The organism is bacterium (assembly GCA_021372615.1).
In the GTDB taxonomy this organism is placed as follows: Bacteria; Armatimonadota; Zipacnadia; order Zipacnadales; family UBA11051; genus JAJFUB01.
The window spans coordinates 1-16,549 of record JAJFUB010000114.1; the positions used below are offsets into that span (position 1 = coordinate 1).

The window sequence follows — 16,549 nt, forward strand, 5'->3', positions numbered from 1 at the left end:
CGACGCCGTACCCACGGCCCCGACAACCCGGCCGGAAGACATCATGGGCGCCAATCGGTCGTGGGGCCCCGCCCCCAGTCGTGGGGCCCGTCGCACACGACGCGACACCCACGACCTATCTCCCGTTAGTGCGCGAACTCACGCAAGTCAGTACTAGACGCTGGCGGCACGCGACCGCACGAACGCCGCCAGGTGCTCGATCGCCTCGCGTGCCTCGGGCACCAGCGGCTCGTGCGACTGGAACACGTGCCACATGCCCTCCCAGATCTCCAGTGTGACGTCCACCCCATCAGCCTGCGCCCGGGCTGCCACTCTGACGCTGTCATCCCGAATGATCTCGCGCTCGCCGACCTGGATGAGCAGGGGAGGCAGATCGGTGTAGTCGGCGAACACCGGTGAGACCAGGGGGTCGTGCGCCTGTGTCTCCGGGACGTAGCAGTTCACGAAGTCCGGAAGACAGCGGGGGTTCATGATGGGGTCGAGGCCATCCTCTGATCGGATCGAGTCGCCCGACAGCGTGCAGTCGGCAAAGGGCGACAGTGGCAGGGCGCCATCCGGCGGGCGCTGCCCCCGGTCGCGCAACACCAGCAGCACGGACAGCGTCAGGCCGCCGCCCGCCGAGTCGCCCCCGATGAACATGGCGCGGGCTGGCGTCGGCCCGATGGGACCGTGGGCCGCAAGCCACTCATACGCCTGGACGCAGTCCTCCAGGCCCGCCGGGAAGGGATGCTCAGGGGCCAGACGGTAGTCCGGCAGCAGCACGGCACATCGCGCCGCCGCCGAAAGGTGCGCCGCGAGCGGGAGATAGAAGGCTCCCGACCCTGAGACGAAGCCGCCGCCGTGCAGGTACAGCAGCCGCACCTCCGGGTCCGCTCCGGGGGCCAGCACCCATGTGGCGGGCACGCTCCCCGCGGCGGTCGGCACGCACTGGACCGCTGGGTCAACGGGCTCGCGTCGCGTCGCCATGCCCTGCCGCAACCCCTGCAGGTCGAACCCGTTGGTGCCAAAGGGAGTGCCCTCGCGCAGAAGGCGGTAGCGTTCGCGGCTCTCACTCGATACCATGGGTGTTGCTCTCTCCTCAGTCGCGACTGAAGTGCGGCACCGTTAGCACCTGCCCCGTCTCCACCGCCTCGGTCGCCACGATCATCGCCGCCGCGCTGTTGGCGCCCTCGAAGGCGTCCACCAGCGTCGGCTTGTCGTGGATGATGCAGTCCAGGAAGTGCTCGATCTCCGGCTCGTACGGATGGCCGGCGATCTGCTTGTCGGCAATGTCAAACTCCTCGTCCACGTCGTGCCCGTGGCCCAGCATCACCTTCGCCCCGCGCACCGTGCCCTGCGTGCCGTAGACCTCCAGGTTGTTGAAGGCCGGTCGTGGGCCCACGATGCCGTACGCCCCCGTGAGCTTGCACACCGCGCCGCTGGCGAGTTTCACCACCGCGCACATGCAGTCCGGGTGCTTCATCGCCGGGAAGGCGATGCTGTTGCCATAGCCCATGGCCTCGATCGCATAGGAGTTGGCGAACCAGCGGAGTAGGTCGAACTGGTGGCTGCACCCGCCGACGAGTACCTTCTCGTGTTCGAGGTACCAGTTGATGTTGCCGATGAAGGGATTGAGGCGCGCGGGGTCGGCCTGGCCCTGCAGGGCGTGGATGTAGTCGGACTCCAGATAGAAGATCTCCCCGAGCTTCCCCGAGGCGCACAGGTCGTGGACGGCGTTGTAGTAGGGATTGAAGCGCAGGATCTGCCCGACCATCGTCTTGCGGTCGGACTGGCGCGCGGCCTCCGTCATCGCGTACAGGTCGTCCAGCGTGTTGCCCATGGGCTTCTCGACGATGACATGGCACCCGGCCTCCAGGCCCTGCACGAACGGCCCGGCGTGCAGATGATCGGAGGTGTTGACCGACAGGGCATCCAGGTTCGCCTGGTCGAGCATCTCCTCCAGGCTGGTGTACATCCCGACGCTGTCGTCGAGGCCGAGGGAGTCCTTGGCCCACTGCAACCGCTGGGGGTTCAAGTCGCAGATACCGACCAACTCCGCGTTCGGGCTATGCCAGTAGCTCTGGGTATGCCCCGAGCCGTTGCCCCCAAGCCCAACGACACCGACGCGCACCTTGCTCATCTCGCCCTCCGTAGGAGCGCCAGCTTCCAGCTGGCAGCCGTTGTCGTTCCTGGGACCGCGGGCTTCCAGCCCGCGCCTTGGCCGTTCCGTCATTCGTGACAGGGCGCACCCGCGCCAGCGTGCCCAGGGCCAGCAGCCCCTCGCGGAGGCTCCGGCGGCCCCTGCGGGGCGCGCGATGAGAAGAGGGCTGTGCCTCCCCCCGGCGGGCTCCCGCCCGCCGCTACACACGTCGGCGCCTTCGGCGCGCACGGCCCCCATCACCTGTCACCTGTCACCTGTCACCTGCCGCTACAGCCACCCATACTCGTCCGAGAACTCGAAGTACCACTTCACGCTCTCGGCCGGGACGTTCCAGGGGATGTGGTTGCCGATGCACATGAAGTAGCCGGGGCACTCGCGGCCCAGTTGGCACATCCGCTGGGTCATCTGGCGGATGGCTTCGCGGTCGTGGGTCTGCAGGATGCGGTTGTCGCCCTCGCCGGCGAGAATCTTGTCCGGGTGGCGGCGGTTGATGTCGTGGTAGTCGGCGAAGGGCTCGGAGATCAGGCCATCGGCGCCGCAGGCGAAGATGTCGTCCACGATGGTCTCGGGGTTGCCGTCGGTCATGAAGATGACCTTGATCCCGCTGGCCTTCATCAAGCTCCAGAACTCTTCGTAGTACGGGTAGACGAACTCGTGCATCCACGCTGGCGAGCAGACCGGCCCGCGCGCCATGCAGACGTCGTCATGGCAGACGCAGTAGTTGACATCGGTGAGCGTCACCGCGGTGAAGTACTTGCGGGACAACTCGGAGAAGTCACGCATCAGGCGCCTGAGTTCGGCCTTGTGGCCGCCGGCCAGCTCCAGGAAGACCTCCCACCCGAAGGTCAGCAGCGGCCACATGAAGATGGTGTTGTAGAAGCCGGCGCCCTTGAGGTGGTCGGCCCGTGGCGGCGGCGCGTAGGCGGGTGCCGGGCCAGCGGGGGTCGCGTGGGCGGGCGTGTCCTCACGCCCGCTGCCGGCGTGGGGACACGCCGGCCCACGCGGCACTTCCCCCCGCGGCAACTCCCCACCCTGGATCTCCTGCGCCCAGTCCTCCACCGACTTGCGGAAGTCGAAGTTGCACACCACCTGCGCCTCGCGCAGGTCCAGGTGCTCCAGGGGCTGATAGGCGATCGCCTGCTCGACGCTGGTGAAGGCCTTGCCCCATTCCCAGTGGCTGGTCATGCCCCCGCCCCAGCGGACGCACTTGCGCCCATCGGCGTTGACGAACGACGACTCGCCCTCCGGCAGGCGCTCGATCGGGTCGTCGGTGGCGGGGATGCCCACGCCCATGTCGAGGGGGTACAGTTCGGCGACCTTCTGCGCCGCCAGGCGCGGGTGCTGCCAGGCGTCAATGCCAGACAGCAGCGTGAAGGCGTCGGGGTTGGAGAAGTGCTCCCAGTGGGGGATGCGATCCACGGGCTGCAGGCGGATGCGCTTCAGGGCGCGGTTGGGGTCCATGGCGCGGCTATTCGCCGCATGGAGAAAGGGCTCCTCTTCGCGCGAAGAGGAGCCCCCGGGAGAGCCCGCGACGACGCGGCTAGTCCGACTGGTACGTGTAGAGGTTTGCCTTCAGGAGGCTCTGGCGGTTGAGCCACTTGGCGTGGCCGTCGGTGAAGGCGACGTTCGAGCCGCCGTTGTGGCAGGCGAAGCGCCCGAAGTCATCGGTCGGATAGCCGGCTGCGTCATCGCACTGCGATTCCTCGAACAGCGCCGTGCCGGACACATCATCCAGCACGGCCAACGTCACCGCTGAGACCAGCTGGTTCATCTCGTAGCTGCAGCCCGGGTAGGCCTCGCTCTTGCGCGACGGACACACGAACAGCTGCGCGTTCCTAACGTAGGGGTACAGCGATCCGCCACTGGGCTCCCAGACCCCAACGGTCTGCGTCGTCATCCACGCTCCGTAGCCGAGAGGGGCCAGTCCCGCGTTACCGGGGTCGGCCCTGGGCAGCATCTCGTCATAGTCCTGGCCGTACGCGAGGGCGGCCAGGCCGAGTTGCTTGAGGTTGGACATGCAACTGGTCTGGCGGGCCTTCTCTCGGGCCCTGGCAAACACAGGGAAGAGGATGGCAGCGAGTATCGCGATGATCGCGATCACCACCAACAACTCAATGAGTGTGAAGCCTCTACGCATGGTCGAGCCTCCCCTGCTCGCATGGTCTCGGCGAAAGCCGAGGACGCCCATATGCTATATACATTCCTCGTGCCCTCGCCGGAATCCCCCTCTCATGTTCCAGAATCGTCACCAGCCTCGATCTCGCCACTGCGTCGGGTGTACACCGGGCCAAAAGAAAGGCTCCCTTCCGCATGGAAGGGAGCCTTCACGACTGCCCGAGGTCATGACTCGGAGGCATGCCCCGGCCAAACCCCTGGGCCGCTGAACCGCCGATCCTAGTCGCTGGCCGGCGTGAACAGGCTCGGCAGCATGTTGGTGCTCTTGAGCCACTTGGCGTGGCCGTCAACGAAGCAGACATTCGAGCCGTCGTTGTGGGTCGAGTAGCCACCGCCACCGTCGGTCGAGGTGCACGAGCCGTCATCGTTGACGGCCTCGGTGACCAGGGCCGTGCCGGAGACATCGTCTATGGCGCCCAGCGAGGCCCACGACACGCTGCCATTCATCTCATAGGTGCAGTTCGGCCGCGGGTCCGCCCGACGCGACGGGCAGATGTAGAGCTGGGCGTTCTTGATGTACGAGTAGATGGCGCCATTGGCGACATCCCATGAGTTCGCGCCGTTGGTCTTGACGATCCAGTAGCCCCACGGATACGGGTCAGCGAACGTCGCGCCCGAACCAGGGAACCTCTCGTCATAGTCCTGCGCGTACGCCTGGAACGCGATGCCGAGCTGCCGCATGTTGGAGTTGCAGCTCGACTGACGCGCCTTCTCGCGGGCCTTGGCGAACACCGGGAAGAGAATGGCGGCGAGGATCGCGATGATCGCGATGACGACCAACAACTCGATGAGCGTGAAACCCCTGCGCATAGACGTACCTCCTGATCTGTGTGCCCCGGCCCAAGCCGGGGTGGCGAACCACCATTATACGGACTGCTACCAATCAGGGGAAGCACTTCTGCACAGCATCGGAGGTGATTCCGTACCCGCCACCGAAGTGACGCCCCACACTCTCTGCCGGCAGGTGCCCCATGCGCTTTCTGACGATTCTGTGCTGCTTTCTATTCCTTACTGCCGCCTCTGCGGCTGGCCTGTATGCCGCCAGCTTCACTGGCCCGGTCCTGCTGCAGTTGCCCGGCTGCGGTGAGGCGAAGCCGCAGGTGTTCATCCGCGCCGGCGCGGGCAAGTGGCAGCCGGCTGACGTGGAGAGCCAGGATGGTCGCCTGCTCTTCCGCCTCGATCCCGCGAAGCTGGGATCATCCGAGGTGATGTTGCTGGTCAACCCGCCGGCCGGGCTGGTGATGGACGACTTCGCGGGCCCGCGCCTGATGGGGCTGAAGGTGGACGGTAGGGCCCGCAAGGTGGCGCCGGTGATGGACCTGGGAGCGATGGGGACGCCGCCGCGGCGCATCATGGCCGGCTTTGGCGACAGCCAGAACGCGCTGCAGCCGCAGGGCTGGCAGGCCCGCCTGGACGGCGTCGCGTGGCCGTCCCCGATGGCCGCCAGCACCTCCAACCCCCGACAGGTCACGCTGACGCTGAACCTACCGCCGCTGGAGTATGGCGCCCACGAGATCGCGCTGTCCGCGGCCGATGCCTCGCCGCAGCGCAACGTCGGCCGCTACCTGGTGCGGCTCAACTACGTCGAGAAGGGCAACGTCGCCCTGGCGGCGCTGGGGGCGACGGTGAAGGTGGACAGCAGCTTCCCCGGCTACGAGTCGCTGGTGTGCGTCAATGACGGCATCGCCGCTCTGTCCGGCACCAGTTGCGGCAATGATGTCACCTGGGCCTCGCTGGAGGTCCCGGCCGACCACTGGGCTGAGGTGACCCTCCCCAAGCCCGCGCCGATCAAGGAGGTCACCGTCTACTGGGCGGCCTACACCGACGTGGCGCACACCGCGACGCAGTTCCAGGTGCAGATCCCCGACGGGGAGGGCTGGAAGGCGGTCTACAGCTCCCCGGCCGAGGGGGAGAAGCCCGGGCGGGTGACGACCGCCCGCTTCGCGCCAGTCACCGTCAGCAAGTTCCGGGTCTTCACGCCCGCCGGCAAGGGCTCCGCGACGCGCCCGAACCTGCTGTGGGTGGCGGAGATCAAGGCGCGCTGACCGCGCCCGATTTACCTTCCGTGCACTTTGTGCTACACTCCTCATGCCGTCACTACGGGACAGGCCGCCGGCCTGTCCCGTGCTGTTGCCGTTCACTATCAGCTATCAACTCTCAACTTCTGGCTCTCAACCGCCGTGACACGCATCTTCGGCCTCGCCTTCCTGACCGGCTTCTCCGGCGCCATGATGCCGGGACCGCTGCTGGCCTTGACCATCGGTCAGGTCGCGGCGACCGGCTTCATGGCGGCGATCTGGCTCATCACCGGCCATGCCCTGCTGGAGCTGCTCCTGATGCTCCTGCTGGTGCTGGGGCTGCGGATGGTCCTGGCACGACCCAGAGTACGCGGCGGCATCGGTTTGATCGGCGGGGCGGCCCTGCTCTATATGGGCATAGACATGGTCCGCAACGCCGCCGCCGTCCGGCTGGGCGTGACGCAGGACGAGGCCATGTCGGTGCCGGTGCTGCTGCTGGCCGGGGCGGCGGTCAGCCTCGCCAACCCGTACTTCACCGGCTGGTGGGCCACCATTGGCGTGGGGCAGTTGGCGCAGACCGGCCCGCAGACCCGGCGCGAGTACCTGGCCTTCTATCTGGGCCACGAGTTGTCCGACTACACCTGGTATGCCTTCGTCGCGGTGCTGATCGTCGCGGCGCGTAGCTGGCTGGCGGGGGCCTGGTACAACTGGCTGGTCGGCAGCTGCGGCGTGGCCGTGGCTGTACTGGCCCTGTGGTTCCTGTATAATGGGGTCAGATTGCTGCGGCCCGCACGCGGCGCCGCGCCGCCCACAAGCAGCAGTGCGTAACCTGTCACCTGTCACCTGTCACCTGTCACCTGTCACCTGTCACCTGTCACCTGTCACCTGTCACCTGTCACCTGTGACCTGTAACCCGATCCGTAGGAGTGACATATCGTGCCCGAACTCAGAATCGGCCTGCCCAAGGGCAGCCTGCAAGAAGCCACCATCGCCATGTTCGAGAAGGCGGGTTTCCGCATCTCGGTGGACGAGCGCCAGTACAAACCCCACATTGACGACGAGGACCTCTGGAGTGTGCTGCTGCGCGCCCAGGAGATGCCCACCTACGTGGCCGACGGGGTGCTGGATTGCGGCCTGACCGGCCTGGACTGGATCAAGGAGCGCGGCGTCGAGGACCGCATCGTCGAGGTCGCCGACCTGATCTACGCCAAGCGCGGGATGCGGCCGTACAAGTGGGTGTTGTGTGTCGCCGAGGACTCTCCCTACCAGACCGTGCAGGACCTGCAGGGCAAGCGCATCGCCACGGAGCTGACCCATGCGGCCGAGACGTACCTGAGCAGCCACGGCGTGACAGCCCAGATCGAGTACTCGTGGGGCGCCACCGAGGCCAAGTGCCCCTCGCTGGTGGATGCCATCATTGAGGGCACGGAGACCGGCAGCACCATCCGCGCCAACAACCTGCGCATCATTGACGTGCTCTTCGAGTCCACGACCAAGTTCATCGCCAACCCGGACGCCTGGGCGGACCCGTGGAAGCGGCAGAAGATTGACAACATCGCGCTACTGCTGCGCGGGGCTCTGGCCGCGGAAGAGAAGGTCGGCCTGAAGATGAACGTGCAGCAGAGCGATCTGGACACGGTCATCGGGCAGCTCCCGGCGCTCAAGAACCCGACCATCTCGCCCCTGGCGGGCGGGGATTGGGTCGCGGTGGAGACCATCGTGGACAAGAGGATCGTGCGCGACCTGATCCTGCGCCTCAAGGGCGCCGGCGCGCAGGGCATCATCGAGTACCCGCTGAACAAGATCATCCTCTAGGAGGCCAGGCATGCCCGGGTCAGGCATGAATGTCCTCCTGGTCATGATGGATTCTGTGCGCACCGACCGTCTGGGCTGCTACGGCGGGCCCGGTGCACGCACCCCGAGCCTGGATGCTCTGGCCGCACGCGGCGTGCGGTTCGCCAGCGCCATCAGCGAGTCCACCTGGACTCTGCCGATGGCGCTTACGCTTTGTACGGGGCTAACTCCGCGCGAGCACCGCGCCGAGAGCCACCGCCACCTGCCCGATCATCTCCCTACCCTTGCCTCACTCATGCAGGAGGCCGGCTACGCTACCTTCGGGGGCAGCGGCAACCCCTTCGTGGGCGCCGGCACCGGACTGGCGAGTGGGTTCGAGGTCTTCACCACGCCGCGCCAGGGCGAGTCGCCTGCCGGCCGCCTGAGGCACAGTCTTCGCGAGGCGCTGGGGCGGGGCGACCCCGGGGGCGCGGTCCTGGTTGAGTGCTTTGCGGAGTGGGTGCGCGGCGTCAGCCGCCCCTGGTTCGCCACGTTGTGGCTCAACGACACCCACCACCCGTACCGGGTGCCCGGCTGGCTAGGGGTCCAGCCCGAGACGGCGCCTCTGTCGCGGTGGCAGCGCCTGCGTCTGACCGACGACCTCCGCCACCCGCGCCGGCTCGCGCTCGAGGCGCCCCGGCTGGGCGGCTACTTCGCCCGGCTCCATGCCAACGCCACGACCTATGTGGACGCGCTGGTGGGACGGTTGGCCGAGGCGCTGTCGCAGGGGAACCTGTGGGACAGTACGCTCGCCATACTGGCCGCAGACCATGGCGACATGCTCGGCGAGCGCGGGCTGATGGGCCACGGCCCGGCGGCCGGCATGTACCAGCCGTTGATCCACGTGCCTCTGTTGCTGTGCGCCCCCGGGCTCGACGAGACGGTGTCGCCGGCGCTGGTGCAGGTGGCCGACCTCACCTACACCGCCGCCGCCGCGGCAGGGATGGCCGACCGCCTGCCGCCAACTGCCGCCGAGCGCGTAGACCTGCGCGACGCGGCCTGTGGCCTGGGGCGCGCGGCGGCGCTCTGTGAGCGCGACCAACTCAGCGGCGCGCGTCTGGAGCGCGAACGGAAGAAGACGCCACACTTCGACTTTGCACCGCACCTGTGCGAGATGACTGCTGTCGTGGCCGATGGCTGGAAGCTCATCACCCGGCGCCCCGGTCCCAATGAGTTGTACCGCCTGGCGGACGACCCTGGCGAGACGCGGAACCTGCTGGCCGAACGGCCTGACCGCGCCGATTTCCTCGCCAGTCTTGTCGCCGACTACCACACTCGCGCTACGCCGCACGCAGCTACCGTCGGCCTTGAGCGCGACGACGCCGCGATCGTGGACCGGCGTCTGCAAGACCTGGGTTACCTGTAGGAGGGAATCGGGCGGCCGTTCGCCCGGCGGAAGACACCTGATGTCGTCATCGTCCCCCAACATCCTGTTGGTCGTGCTGGACTCCGTGCGTGCCGACCGCGCCTCCTGTACCGGGGCAGGGCCGGACGTGACGCCTCATCTGGCTGCCCTGGCGTCCGAGGGCGTGCGCTTCAGTCGTGCCACCGCCGAGTCCACCTGGACGCTGCCGACGGCGCTTTCGCTGCTCACAGGCCTGACCCCGCGCGAGCACCAGGGCGAGATCGCCCGTCGGTTGTCCCCGGACGTGCCTACCCTCGCGGAGTTGCTGCGTGAGGCGGGCTACCAGACCTTCAGCGCCACGAACAACCTGTGGGTGACGGCCCGCAGCGGCCTGGACCGGGGCTTCGACAGCCACCGCTTCCCGCCGCAGGACCGGCGCGTAGCCTCCTCGGTGGTGGTCAACGTGCTGCAGCCGCTGGGGCTGATGCGGTCGGCGGGGGGGAAGCTGGTGGGGAGCTTCCGGCGCTGGCTGCGGCACACGGACGGGCCCTGGTTCGCACTGCTGTGGCTCAACGACGCCCACCACCCGTACCCATGCCCGCCCGAGTTCCTGCAGCGCTTCCAGCGCCGGCCCCTGCCGCGCTCGCGGTTGCTGTCGCTGGCCCAGCGGATGCGCCGCCCCCGCAACTTTGCCGTCACGGCCACCGTCGAGGACCTCCAGGACGTGCAGGCCCTGTGCACCGGCGCGACCGCATACGTGGACAGCCTCGTCGGGGAGATCGTCGCGGCGCTGGCGCCTCGGCACGTCGCGGAGAAGACGCTACTCGTCGTGGTGTCAGACCACGGGGACATGCTGGGCGAGCATGGTCTCGTCGGGCACGGCGCTCCGTCGGGCATCTACCAACCGCTCATCCACGTGCCGCTGGTCGTGCGCGGCCCGGGCTTCACCGGGGGCAGCGTTTGCCCGGCGCTGGTGCAGCACACGGATGTGACGCAGACGCTGGCGGAAGCGGCCGGCATCGCCGACCGCTTGCCGGCGACAGCGGGCCAGCGTCTGAGCCTGCTCAAGGCGCTGGGAGGACAAGGGCGCGAGACGGCCATCTGCGAGCGGGAGAAGCTGGGGGCCAGGAGCCTGGCGCGCAACCGCGAGGATGCGCCGGGGTTCGACTTCGACCGCTTCGACTGCCACATGGCTGCGGTCATCGCGGACGACTGGAAGCTCATCACGTGCGACAACGGCCACTCCGAGCTGTACCACCTGCGCGAAGACCCGGACGAGGCACATGACGTGCTGAGCGCCCACCCCGAGCAGGCTGCGGCGCTGCGGATGCGCCTGGACGCCTTCCGCACCCGTTGCCACCCCCACGCGGCCGCCGACGATCTGAGCGACGCCGAGGAAGAGATCCTGGATCGCCGCCTGCAGGACCTCGGGTATCTGTGAGGCAGATCGCGTAGGCGGGTTCGTCCTCGAACCCGCGGACACGAATGAGCCAACGGTGCGGGTTCGAGGACGGACCCGCCTACGCGATCCGCAGCTACCGCACGATCATCGAGGCGTTCGCCCGCGCCACCATCCGCCCCACCGCCTCGGCGTCCCCCGTCACAAACCATAGCTGCGCTGCATCCCGCAACTGCCGGGACGGCATCCCCGCCGACTGGGCGATGGCCGCCAGCGTGTGCGACAGGTTCGTCAGGATCCCCGCCTGTTCGAGCTGCCCGGCGAACCGCATCGTCACCCCGGTCAACTCCTGGAAGCCCATGCCGTTCACCTTGTACGGCAGCGGGGTCCAGAACGGCGGCGGGAACAGCAGCTTGATGCGGTAGTCCATGAAGGCCGTCAGGTAGGCCTCGACGTCCTCGATCTCGATGTTGTACTTGTCCGGCTCCTGCGCCCACCGCGTGCCGGGCATCAGGCCGGGGAACTGCAGCGGCACCGCATCGGGCTTCACCTCGGTCACGAAGGTGAGGCTCTCGGCCAGAGTCTCCGGCGTGTCGAAGGGTAGCGGCACGATCATCGAGGCGGCGGTGAAGATACCCGCGGCCTTGCAGGCCGCGATGTTCTCGCGGACCCGCTCCAGCCTGATCCCCTTGTGCACCGCCCTGTTCAGGATCTCCTGCGACCCGGACTCGAGGCCGAAGAAGAGCGAGTACAGGCCCGACTGCGCCAGCGTGGCGAAGTCCTCGGGCCGGGCGTTGCGGAAATGGCCGAAGGAGTTGTACTGCACCTTCAGGCCACGCTGGAGGATCTCGCGGGCGATGTCACGCAGCAGCTCGCCCGGCGTGGACGCCCCGCACAGACGGAAGACGCCCATGCCATAGCGCTCCTGCAGTTCCGCCATCGTGTCCACGACGCGCGCGGCCGGCGCGAGGCGCTGGTGGTCACCGTCCTCGTAGGGGTGCAGGCAGAAGGCGCAGCGATTGGCGCAGCCCCGACTCTCGGTGATGATCCCCATCTTGATCTTCTCATCACCGGCCATCGCGGGGTAGACGTCCGCCGCGTAGACCGGCACGGGGAGATCGCCCAGGGCGTAGTCGGCCCGCTCGGCCTCGATGGCGGAGGCGCCGTCCTGGTACGAGATGCCCGTGACCTCGGGCAGGGACATCTTCCCGGCGGCCACCTCGGCCAGATCGTAGACCGCATCCTCGGGGTCGCCGTGGATGATCGCGGTGAACTGCGGGGCAGCCCGGAGAACGCGGCCGCGGAACCAGGCGGCCTTGCGTCCGCTGGCGGCGATGATGAGGTCGGGGAACCGCTCGCGCAGCGCCGCGGCCATCTGCAGCGTGCCGGTGAAGCCGTCGCCGTCCCCCAGCTCCAGGACGACGACCTGCGGGGCGAAGCCCTCAACGGCGGCCACGACCTCGGCCACCAGCTCCTGCTCCACCTGCGCCTGGTGGGCTTCCAGTCGCGCCGACAGGTCGGTCAGCACCGCCAGGGCCTTCTCGTCCAGGCCGGCGGCGACGTTCATGCCGCCGACTATGCCCTTAAGCTGCGCCGTGAGCGCCTCGGGGAAGAGCCGGCGCATCATCGAGACCGTGCCGAAGTCCAGGGCGAGGGGCTCGTGCCCGGCCTCCAGGAGCGCCCCGGCCAGATGCGCGAGCCAGGGATTGGCGACCAGTTGGGCAGGTGTGGAAGGGTACCCCGGGTAGCTGAGAAGCAGAACGCGCGACATGACGAGCCCTCAAATTCGGAATGTCTGTGGCAATAAGGACCATTCTATCACTGATACGTCCTATCGTGAAGCGCCCCTTGTCAGGACTACTCCAGCAACTCCACCTTCACGTCATCATACCACAGCGTGCCCTCGCCCCGCTGGTACAGGATGATGTCCACGCGCATGACACCGGCCTGCCGGGCTTCGTCGGGCACCGCGATCTCCTGGCTGAACTGCTGCCACCCCGGCAACAGTGGCGGCGTTCCGGTGATCTCGCCATAGCCGATGCCGCCGCCGGGCTTCTGCACCCCGGCCGGAGTTAGCAGATGCATCACGAGCGCTGCCTGGCCCGTGCCCTTGTACCAGAAGGACAGCCGCACCTTGGCTGGCGGGGCGAAGACCGGCGTGGCCTGCACGTAGCACGAGCGGTCCCCATGCTCCTTCGCACCGGTCAGACGCGCCGAGGCTCTACCCGTGTGGGCCACGGTGTCGTCCCGCTTCAGCTCAAAGCCTCCGCCATAGGCAGCCGGTCCCCAGCCCTCCGGGTGGCCGTCCTTCGTCGGGCCCTGCTCAAAGCCGGGGTTGCTGACCAGGGGCGCCGGGAAGGCCCCGGTCCGCCAGCGGGCCTCGTCCACCCAGGCCGTGCCCGCCGGGGTCTGGCCGTTGCCCACGACGATGGCCACGAGCGCCAGGTCGGCGGTAGCGGGCTTGGTGCCCGTGGCGGCGAGGTCCGTCCAGTCGGCGGCATCGCCCAGGGTCGCCGAGGGCGCCTCCGAGGCGACGAGGCGGATGCGCCGGGGCCATTCCACCGTCTGGAACCACTCGATCTGCAGTTGGGCCACAGTCGTGGCCGGCGACGGCATCCGCACCCGGCAACTGAAGGTGTACGTGCCCGGCTGCGCCACGGAGAAGAGCTGGCTGACCGCACAACGCGTCTTCTCGCCGACCTGCACCCGCAGCGCCGCCTGCCCCTCGCTCTTGACCTGCCGGTCCAGGGCGAGGTCGGCATGGCCGAACGAGGAGACGTACCGGCTCCAGACGTCTGGAACGCCATTCCTATCCGCGTCCGCCTCAAAGCCGGCGTTGGACAGCGCCGCCGGGGGCGCGGCCAGAAGCGGGGCCAGGGCGGCGAGCAGCAGGGCCGGGCTCAATGCTGCGAGTAGCTTCATCATAGGTGAACCTCTCCATGCGCAGGGCAATGAAGCGCATTTCCCTCCCACCGGACGCTCTCCTGCCTGCACGCCGTTCCGGCGGGGCCCTGCGCCGGTACGCCCGACACTCTTGTCGGGCGATGTACCCGTGCGCCGGACACTCCTGCCCTCGTGACAGAACTCTTCACGACACCCTATCAAACATGATATGATAATTGCCCTTGCCTTCCCGGCAGGGCATCAGCAGGAGAGTGATGGGCATGACTGGGCGCAAGTATGGCTTCGGAGTAGTCGGTTGTGGAGTGATCTCGGATACGCACCTGAGCGCGATCCAGTCGCTACCCAACGCCGAGGTCATCGCCGTCTGCGACACACGCGAGCCGGCCGCGCAGGCCAAGGCCGAGCAGTTCGGCTGCGCCTGGTACACCGACCTGGCGGAGATGCTCAAGCGTGATGACATCCATGTGTGCAATGTCGTGGTGCCTTCGGGGCTGCACGCCAAGCTGGGCATCCAGTGCGCCGAGGCCGGCAAGCATGTGATCTGCACCAAGCCGATTGACATTACGCTAGAGCGCATTGATGCCCTCATCGCCGCGGCCGCGGCCAACCACGTACTCGTCGGCGCCACCCACCAGTCCCGCAGCTATGCCGTCTACAAGCGGCTCAAGCACGCCATCCTCGACGGGCGGCTGGGCAAGCTGCTGTACGGCAACGCCATCGTGCCGTGGTACCGCTCCGAGGAGTACTACAGCGACGGCTGGCATGGCACCAAGAAGCTGGACGGGGGCGGGGCGCTCATCAACCAGAGCATCCACACCATTGACCTACTCCTGTGGATGATGGGCAAGCCCGTGCAGGTCTTCGGCCTGGCGGACAACCTGGGCCACCGCAGCATCGAGGTCGAGGACTGCGCCAGCGCCGTCATCCAGTTCGAGAACGGCGCTCAGGGCGTGATTCAGGGCACCACCTGCACCTACAAGGGCCATCCCCAGCGCCTGGAAGTCCACGGCACGCAGGGAAATGTCATCATCGCCGGGGACGAGCTGCAGCTCTGGGAAGTCGAGGGCGACGAGACGGAGTATCATCCGGGTGAGGGACGCACCGGCGGCTCGGCGGACCCCAAGCAGGGCATGGGCGCGGAGGCGGTACAGGCCCATGCCGAGCAGATTGGCGACCTGCTGGCCGCAGCCGAGGAGGGACGCCAGCCGGTGCTCAACGGCCAGGAAGCCCGACGCGCCGTCGAACTGATCCTCGCGATCTACCGCGCCTCGGAGACACGCCAGGCGGTAACGCTGCCGCTCCGGTAGGGCCGTGTCTCCCTGAGCAACGATCAGGCCGCGCTCGTGGTCGAGCGCGGCTTTCCCTTGGCGTTGTCCACACTCTCCACCACCTCGCCGGCAAGTTGTCCACATCCCCGACGGCCTGTCAGACGGTTATCCACACGCTTTTCCACAGGGGGTCCAGGGAGTGTCCCACACTGGCCGGTAGGGCGGGACGCTCTGGCTACTCAGGTCAGGGCAACTCCACGACCCCTCGCCGCACGGCCCGCCAGTACGCCGCCAGCGGGTAGAAGAGCCCGTAGCCCACGGACGCACAGTAATCCACCTGGCACAGCGTCCGGGCCAGCAACGCCAGCCACTCGTCCGACGGCTGCCAGGTTGGGCACATGAGCTGCGCGAGTTGGGCCTCGCCCGGCTGGCGCACCGTCGCGTCCTCCTGCCGTAGGGCCTCTGGCCAGCGCGGCACGCTATAGCCGCTCTGACACGCGAACTCCCAGTGCCGCCAGTCCGTGTCCAGCGCCGCCACATCCACGGGGACATACTGCTGGCATTGCCGGGGGAACGCCTCCATCCAGCCTGCGACGAACTCCAGCGCCTCCCCCCAGGCCGTCCGCAGCGGCGACTCAGCAGCAGCCAACTCGTACAGCGCCTCGAGTGAGACCTGCTGCTGCAGGAAGGCGTACGCCAGCCTCGTGGCTGGAGGGAGCACCGACTCGCGTGCGGCCTGGTCGGCATACTCCCGGCACTTGCCCGCCCAGTGCGCCTCGCCGGTAAGGTCCGCGCCGATGGCATAGAGCATGGGCAGGCGCGCGATCTCGTGGGGGTCAACCAGCCACATCTTGTCCACCAGTCCGGGCTTCCCGTCCTCGCGGCAGATGTGGTAGTCGGTCTCACCCGGCCGGACAGTGCGCTCCAGGCGCTCGCAGACGGCCGTGATGATCTCGCGGATCGTCGCGCGTTGCGTCTCGTCGGCCAGCTCCGAGCGGCTGAAGCGCCATAGGCCGTAGGCGTGCCAGGTGTACTGGTCCCGCGAACTCTCCATGAAGTGCGACGTGCGGTCTGCCGGGCTGACGCTGCGCGCGACGAATCCCGCCGAGGGGCTCACGGTCGCGCACAGGACCATGCCCTGGTAGACGCGCGTGGCCGCCTCGCGCAGGTGCTCCTCTCCCGTGACGGCAAAGCGATCGCAGACCATCCCCATCCACACGCCGGCGTTGATGGAGCTATCCTCCATCCCCGCGCCCCAGCCGTTGGGGTTGGGGCACTGGCGCGCAATCTCTTCGGGGGTGGGCAGATAGCGGAAGCGCTCGGCCGGGTCCGTGCTGCACAGGTAGTCGTAGAACAGGCCGGTGGCGGGGTGGAAGTACCACTCCCACGACCGAACCCAGGCCGCTTCGGCCGCGTCGTAGAGTTGCTGGGTGCTGAAGTCCATGGCTTGGCTCCCGTCCGCCTTCC

At 67.9% G+C, this 16,549-nt stretch carries 14 protein-coding genes; 6 read left to right on the forward strand and 8 right to left on the reverse strand.

The genetic code is table 11. The annotated features are described in order from the left end of the window. Positions 1–153 precede the first annotated feature (153 nt). The 5 genes from LLH23_17115 to LLH23_17135 form a co-directional block, all read right to left on the reverse strand. On the reverse strand, positions 154–1,062 hold the full coding sequence (locus LLH23_17115; protein ID MCE5240185.1) for an alpha/beta hydrolase: 909 nt from the start codon (positions 1,060–1,062) through the stop codon (positions 154–156). Positions 1,063–1,078: 16 nt separating this feature from the next. Beyond that, positions 1,079–2,119, reverse strand: coding sequence for a Gfo/Idh/MocA family oxidoreductase (locus LLH23_17120; protein ID MCE5240186.1), 1,041 nt, complete (start codon positions 2,117–2,119; stop codon positions 1,079–1,081). 288 nt (positions 2,120–2,407) lie between these two features. Continuing rightward, entirely contained in the window at positions 2,408–3,601 is a 1,194-nt protein-coding gene (locus LLH23_17125) for a hypothetical protein (protein MCE5240187.1), read from the reverse strand. A 79-nt stretch (positions 3,602–3,680) separates the two neighbouring features. Then, positions 3,681–4,277, reverse strand: coding sequence for a DUF1559 domain-containing protein (locus LLH23_17130; GenBank protein ID MCE5240188.1), 597 nt, complete (start codon positions 4,275–4,277; stop codon positions 3,681–3,683). 257 nt (positions 4,278–4,534) lie between these two features. After that, positions 4,535–5,125 carry a DUF1559 domain-containing protein gene (locus tag LLH23_17135; protein MCE5240189.1) on the reverse strand — a complete coding sequence of 197 codons (591 nt, stop codon included), beginning with the start codon at positions 5,123–5,125 and terminating at the stop codon, positions 4,535–4,537. A 161-nt stretch (positions 5,126–5,286) separates the two neighbouring features. Here LLH23_17135 and LLH23_17140 point away from each other — a divergent pair, with 161 nt between their 5' ends. The 5 genes from LLH23_17140 to LLH23_17160 all read left to right on the forward strand — a co-directional run bounded on the left by LLH23_17140 (position 5,287) and on the right by LLH23_17160 (position 10,952). Beyond that, the gene (locus tag LLH23_17140; GenBank protein MCE5240190.1) at positions 5,287–6,360 is read left to right on the forward strand and encodes a discoidin domain-containing protein; all 1,074 of its coding nucleotides are present in this window, start codon (positions 5,287–5,289) and stop codon (positions 6,358–6,360) included. A 135-nt stretch (positions 6,361–6,495) separates the two neighbouring features. Further along, positions 6,496–7,161, forward strand: coding sequence for a LysE family translocator (locus tag LLH23_17145; GenBank protein ID MCE5240191.1), 666 nt, complete (start codon positions 6,496–6,498; stop codon positions 7,159–7,161). Between the two features lie 108 nt (positions 7,162–7,269). Then, positions 7,270–8,148: an ATP phosphoribosyltransferase gene (gene hisG / locus LLH23_17150; GenBank protein MCE5240192.1), complete on the forward strand. Its 879-nt coding sequence runs from the start codon at positions 7,270–7,272 to the stop codon at positions 8,146–8,148. Between the two features lie 10 nt (positions 8,149–8,158). Further along, entirely contained in the window at positions 8,159–9,532 is a 1,374-nt protein-coding gene (locus tag LLH23_17155) for a sulfatase-like hydrolase/transferase (GenBank protein MCE5240193.1), read from the forward strand. Positions 9,533–9,572: 40 nt separating this feature from the next. Continuing rightward, positions 9,573–10,952 carry a sulfatase-like hydrolase/transferase gene (locus LLH23_17160; GenBank protein MCE5240194.1) on the forward strand — a complete coding sequence of 460 codons (1,380 nt, stop codon included), beginning with the start codon at positions 9,573–9,575 and terminating at the stop codon, positions 10,950–10,952. 94 nt (positions 10,953–11,046) lie between these two features. Here the strand turns inward: LLH23_17160 and LLH23_17165 are convergent, their stop codons facing one another. Continuing rightward, positions 11,047–12,681 carry a B12-binding domain-containing radical SAM protein gene (locus tag LLH23_17165; GenBank protein MCE5240195.1) on the reverse strand — a complete coding sequence of 545 codons (1,635 nt, stop codon included), beginning with the start codon at positions 12,679–12,681 and terminating at the stop codon, positions 11,047–11,049. An 86-nt stretch (positions 12,682–12,767) separates the two neighbouring features. Continuing rightward, positions 12,768–13,835: a hypothetical protein gene (locus tag LLH23_17170; GenBank protein MCE5240196.1), complete on the reverse strand. Its 1,068-nt coding sequence runs from the start codon at positions 13,833–13,835 to the stop codon at positions 12,768–12,770. A gap of 239 nt (positions 13,836–14,074) precedes the next feature. On the opposite strand from LLH23_17170, the gene LLH23_17175 reads away from it, so the two are divergent. Next, positions 14,075–15,121 (forward strand): Gfo/Idh/MocA family oxidoreductase, encoded by a 1,047-nt coding sequence (locus LLH23_17175; protein MCE5240197.1) that lies wholly within the window; start codon positions 14,075–14,077, stop codon positions 15,119–15,121. A 205-nt stretch (positions 15,122–15,326) separates the two neighbouring features. On the opposite strand, the gene LLH23_17180 is transcribed toward LLH23_17175, so the two are convergent. After that, entirely contained in the window at positions 15,327–16,526 is a 1,200-nt protein-coding gene (locus LLH23_17180; GenBank protein ID MCE5240198.1) for a hypothetical protein, read from the reverse strand. Positions 16,527–16,549 lie beyond the last annotated feature (23 nt).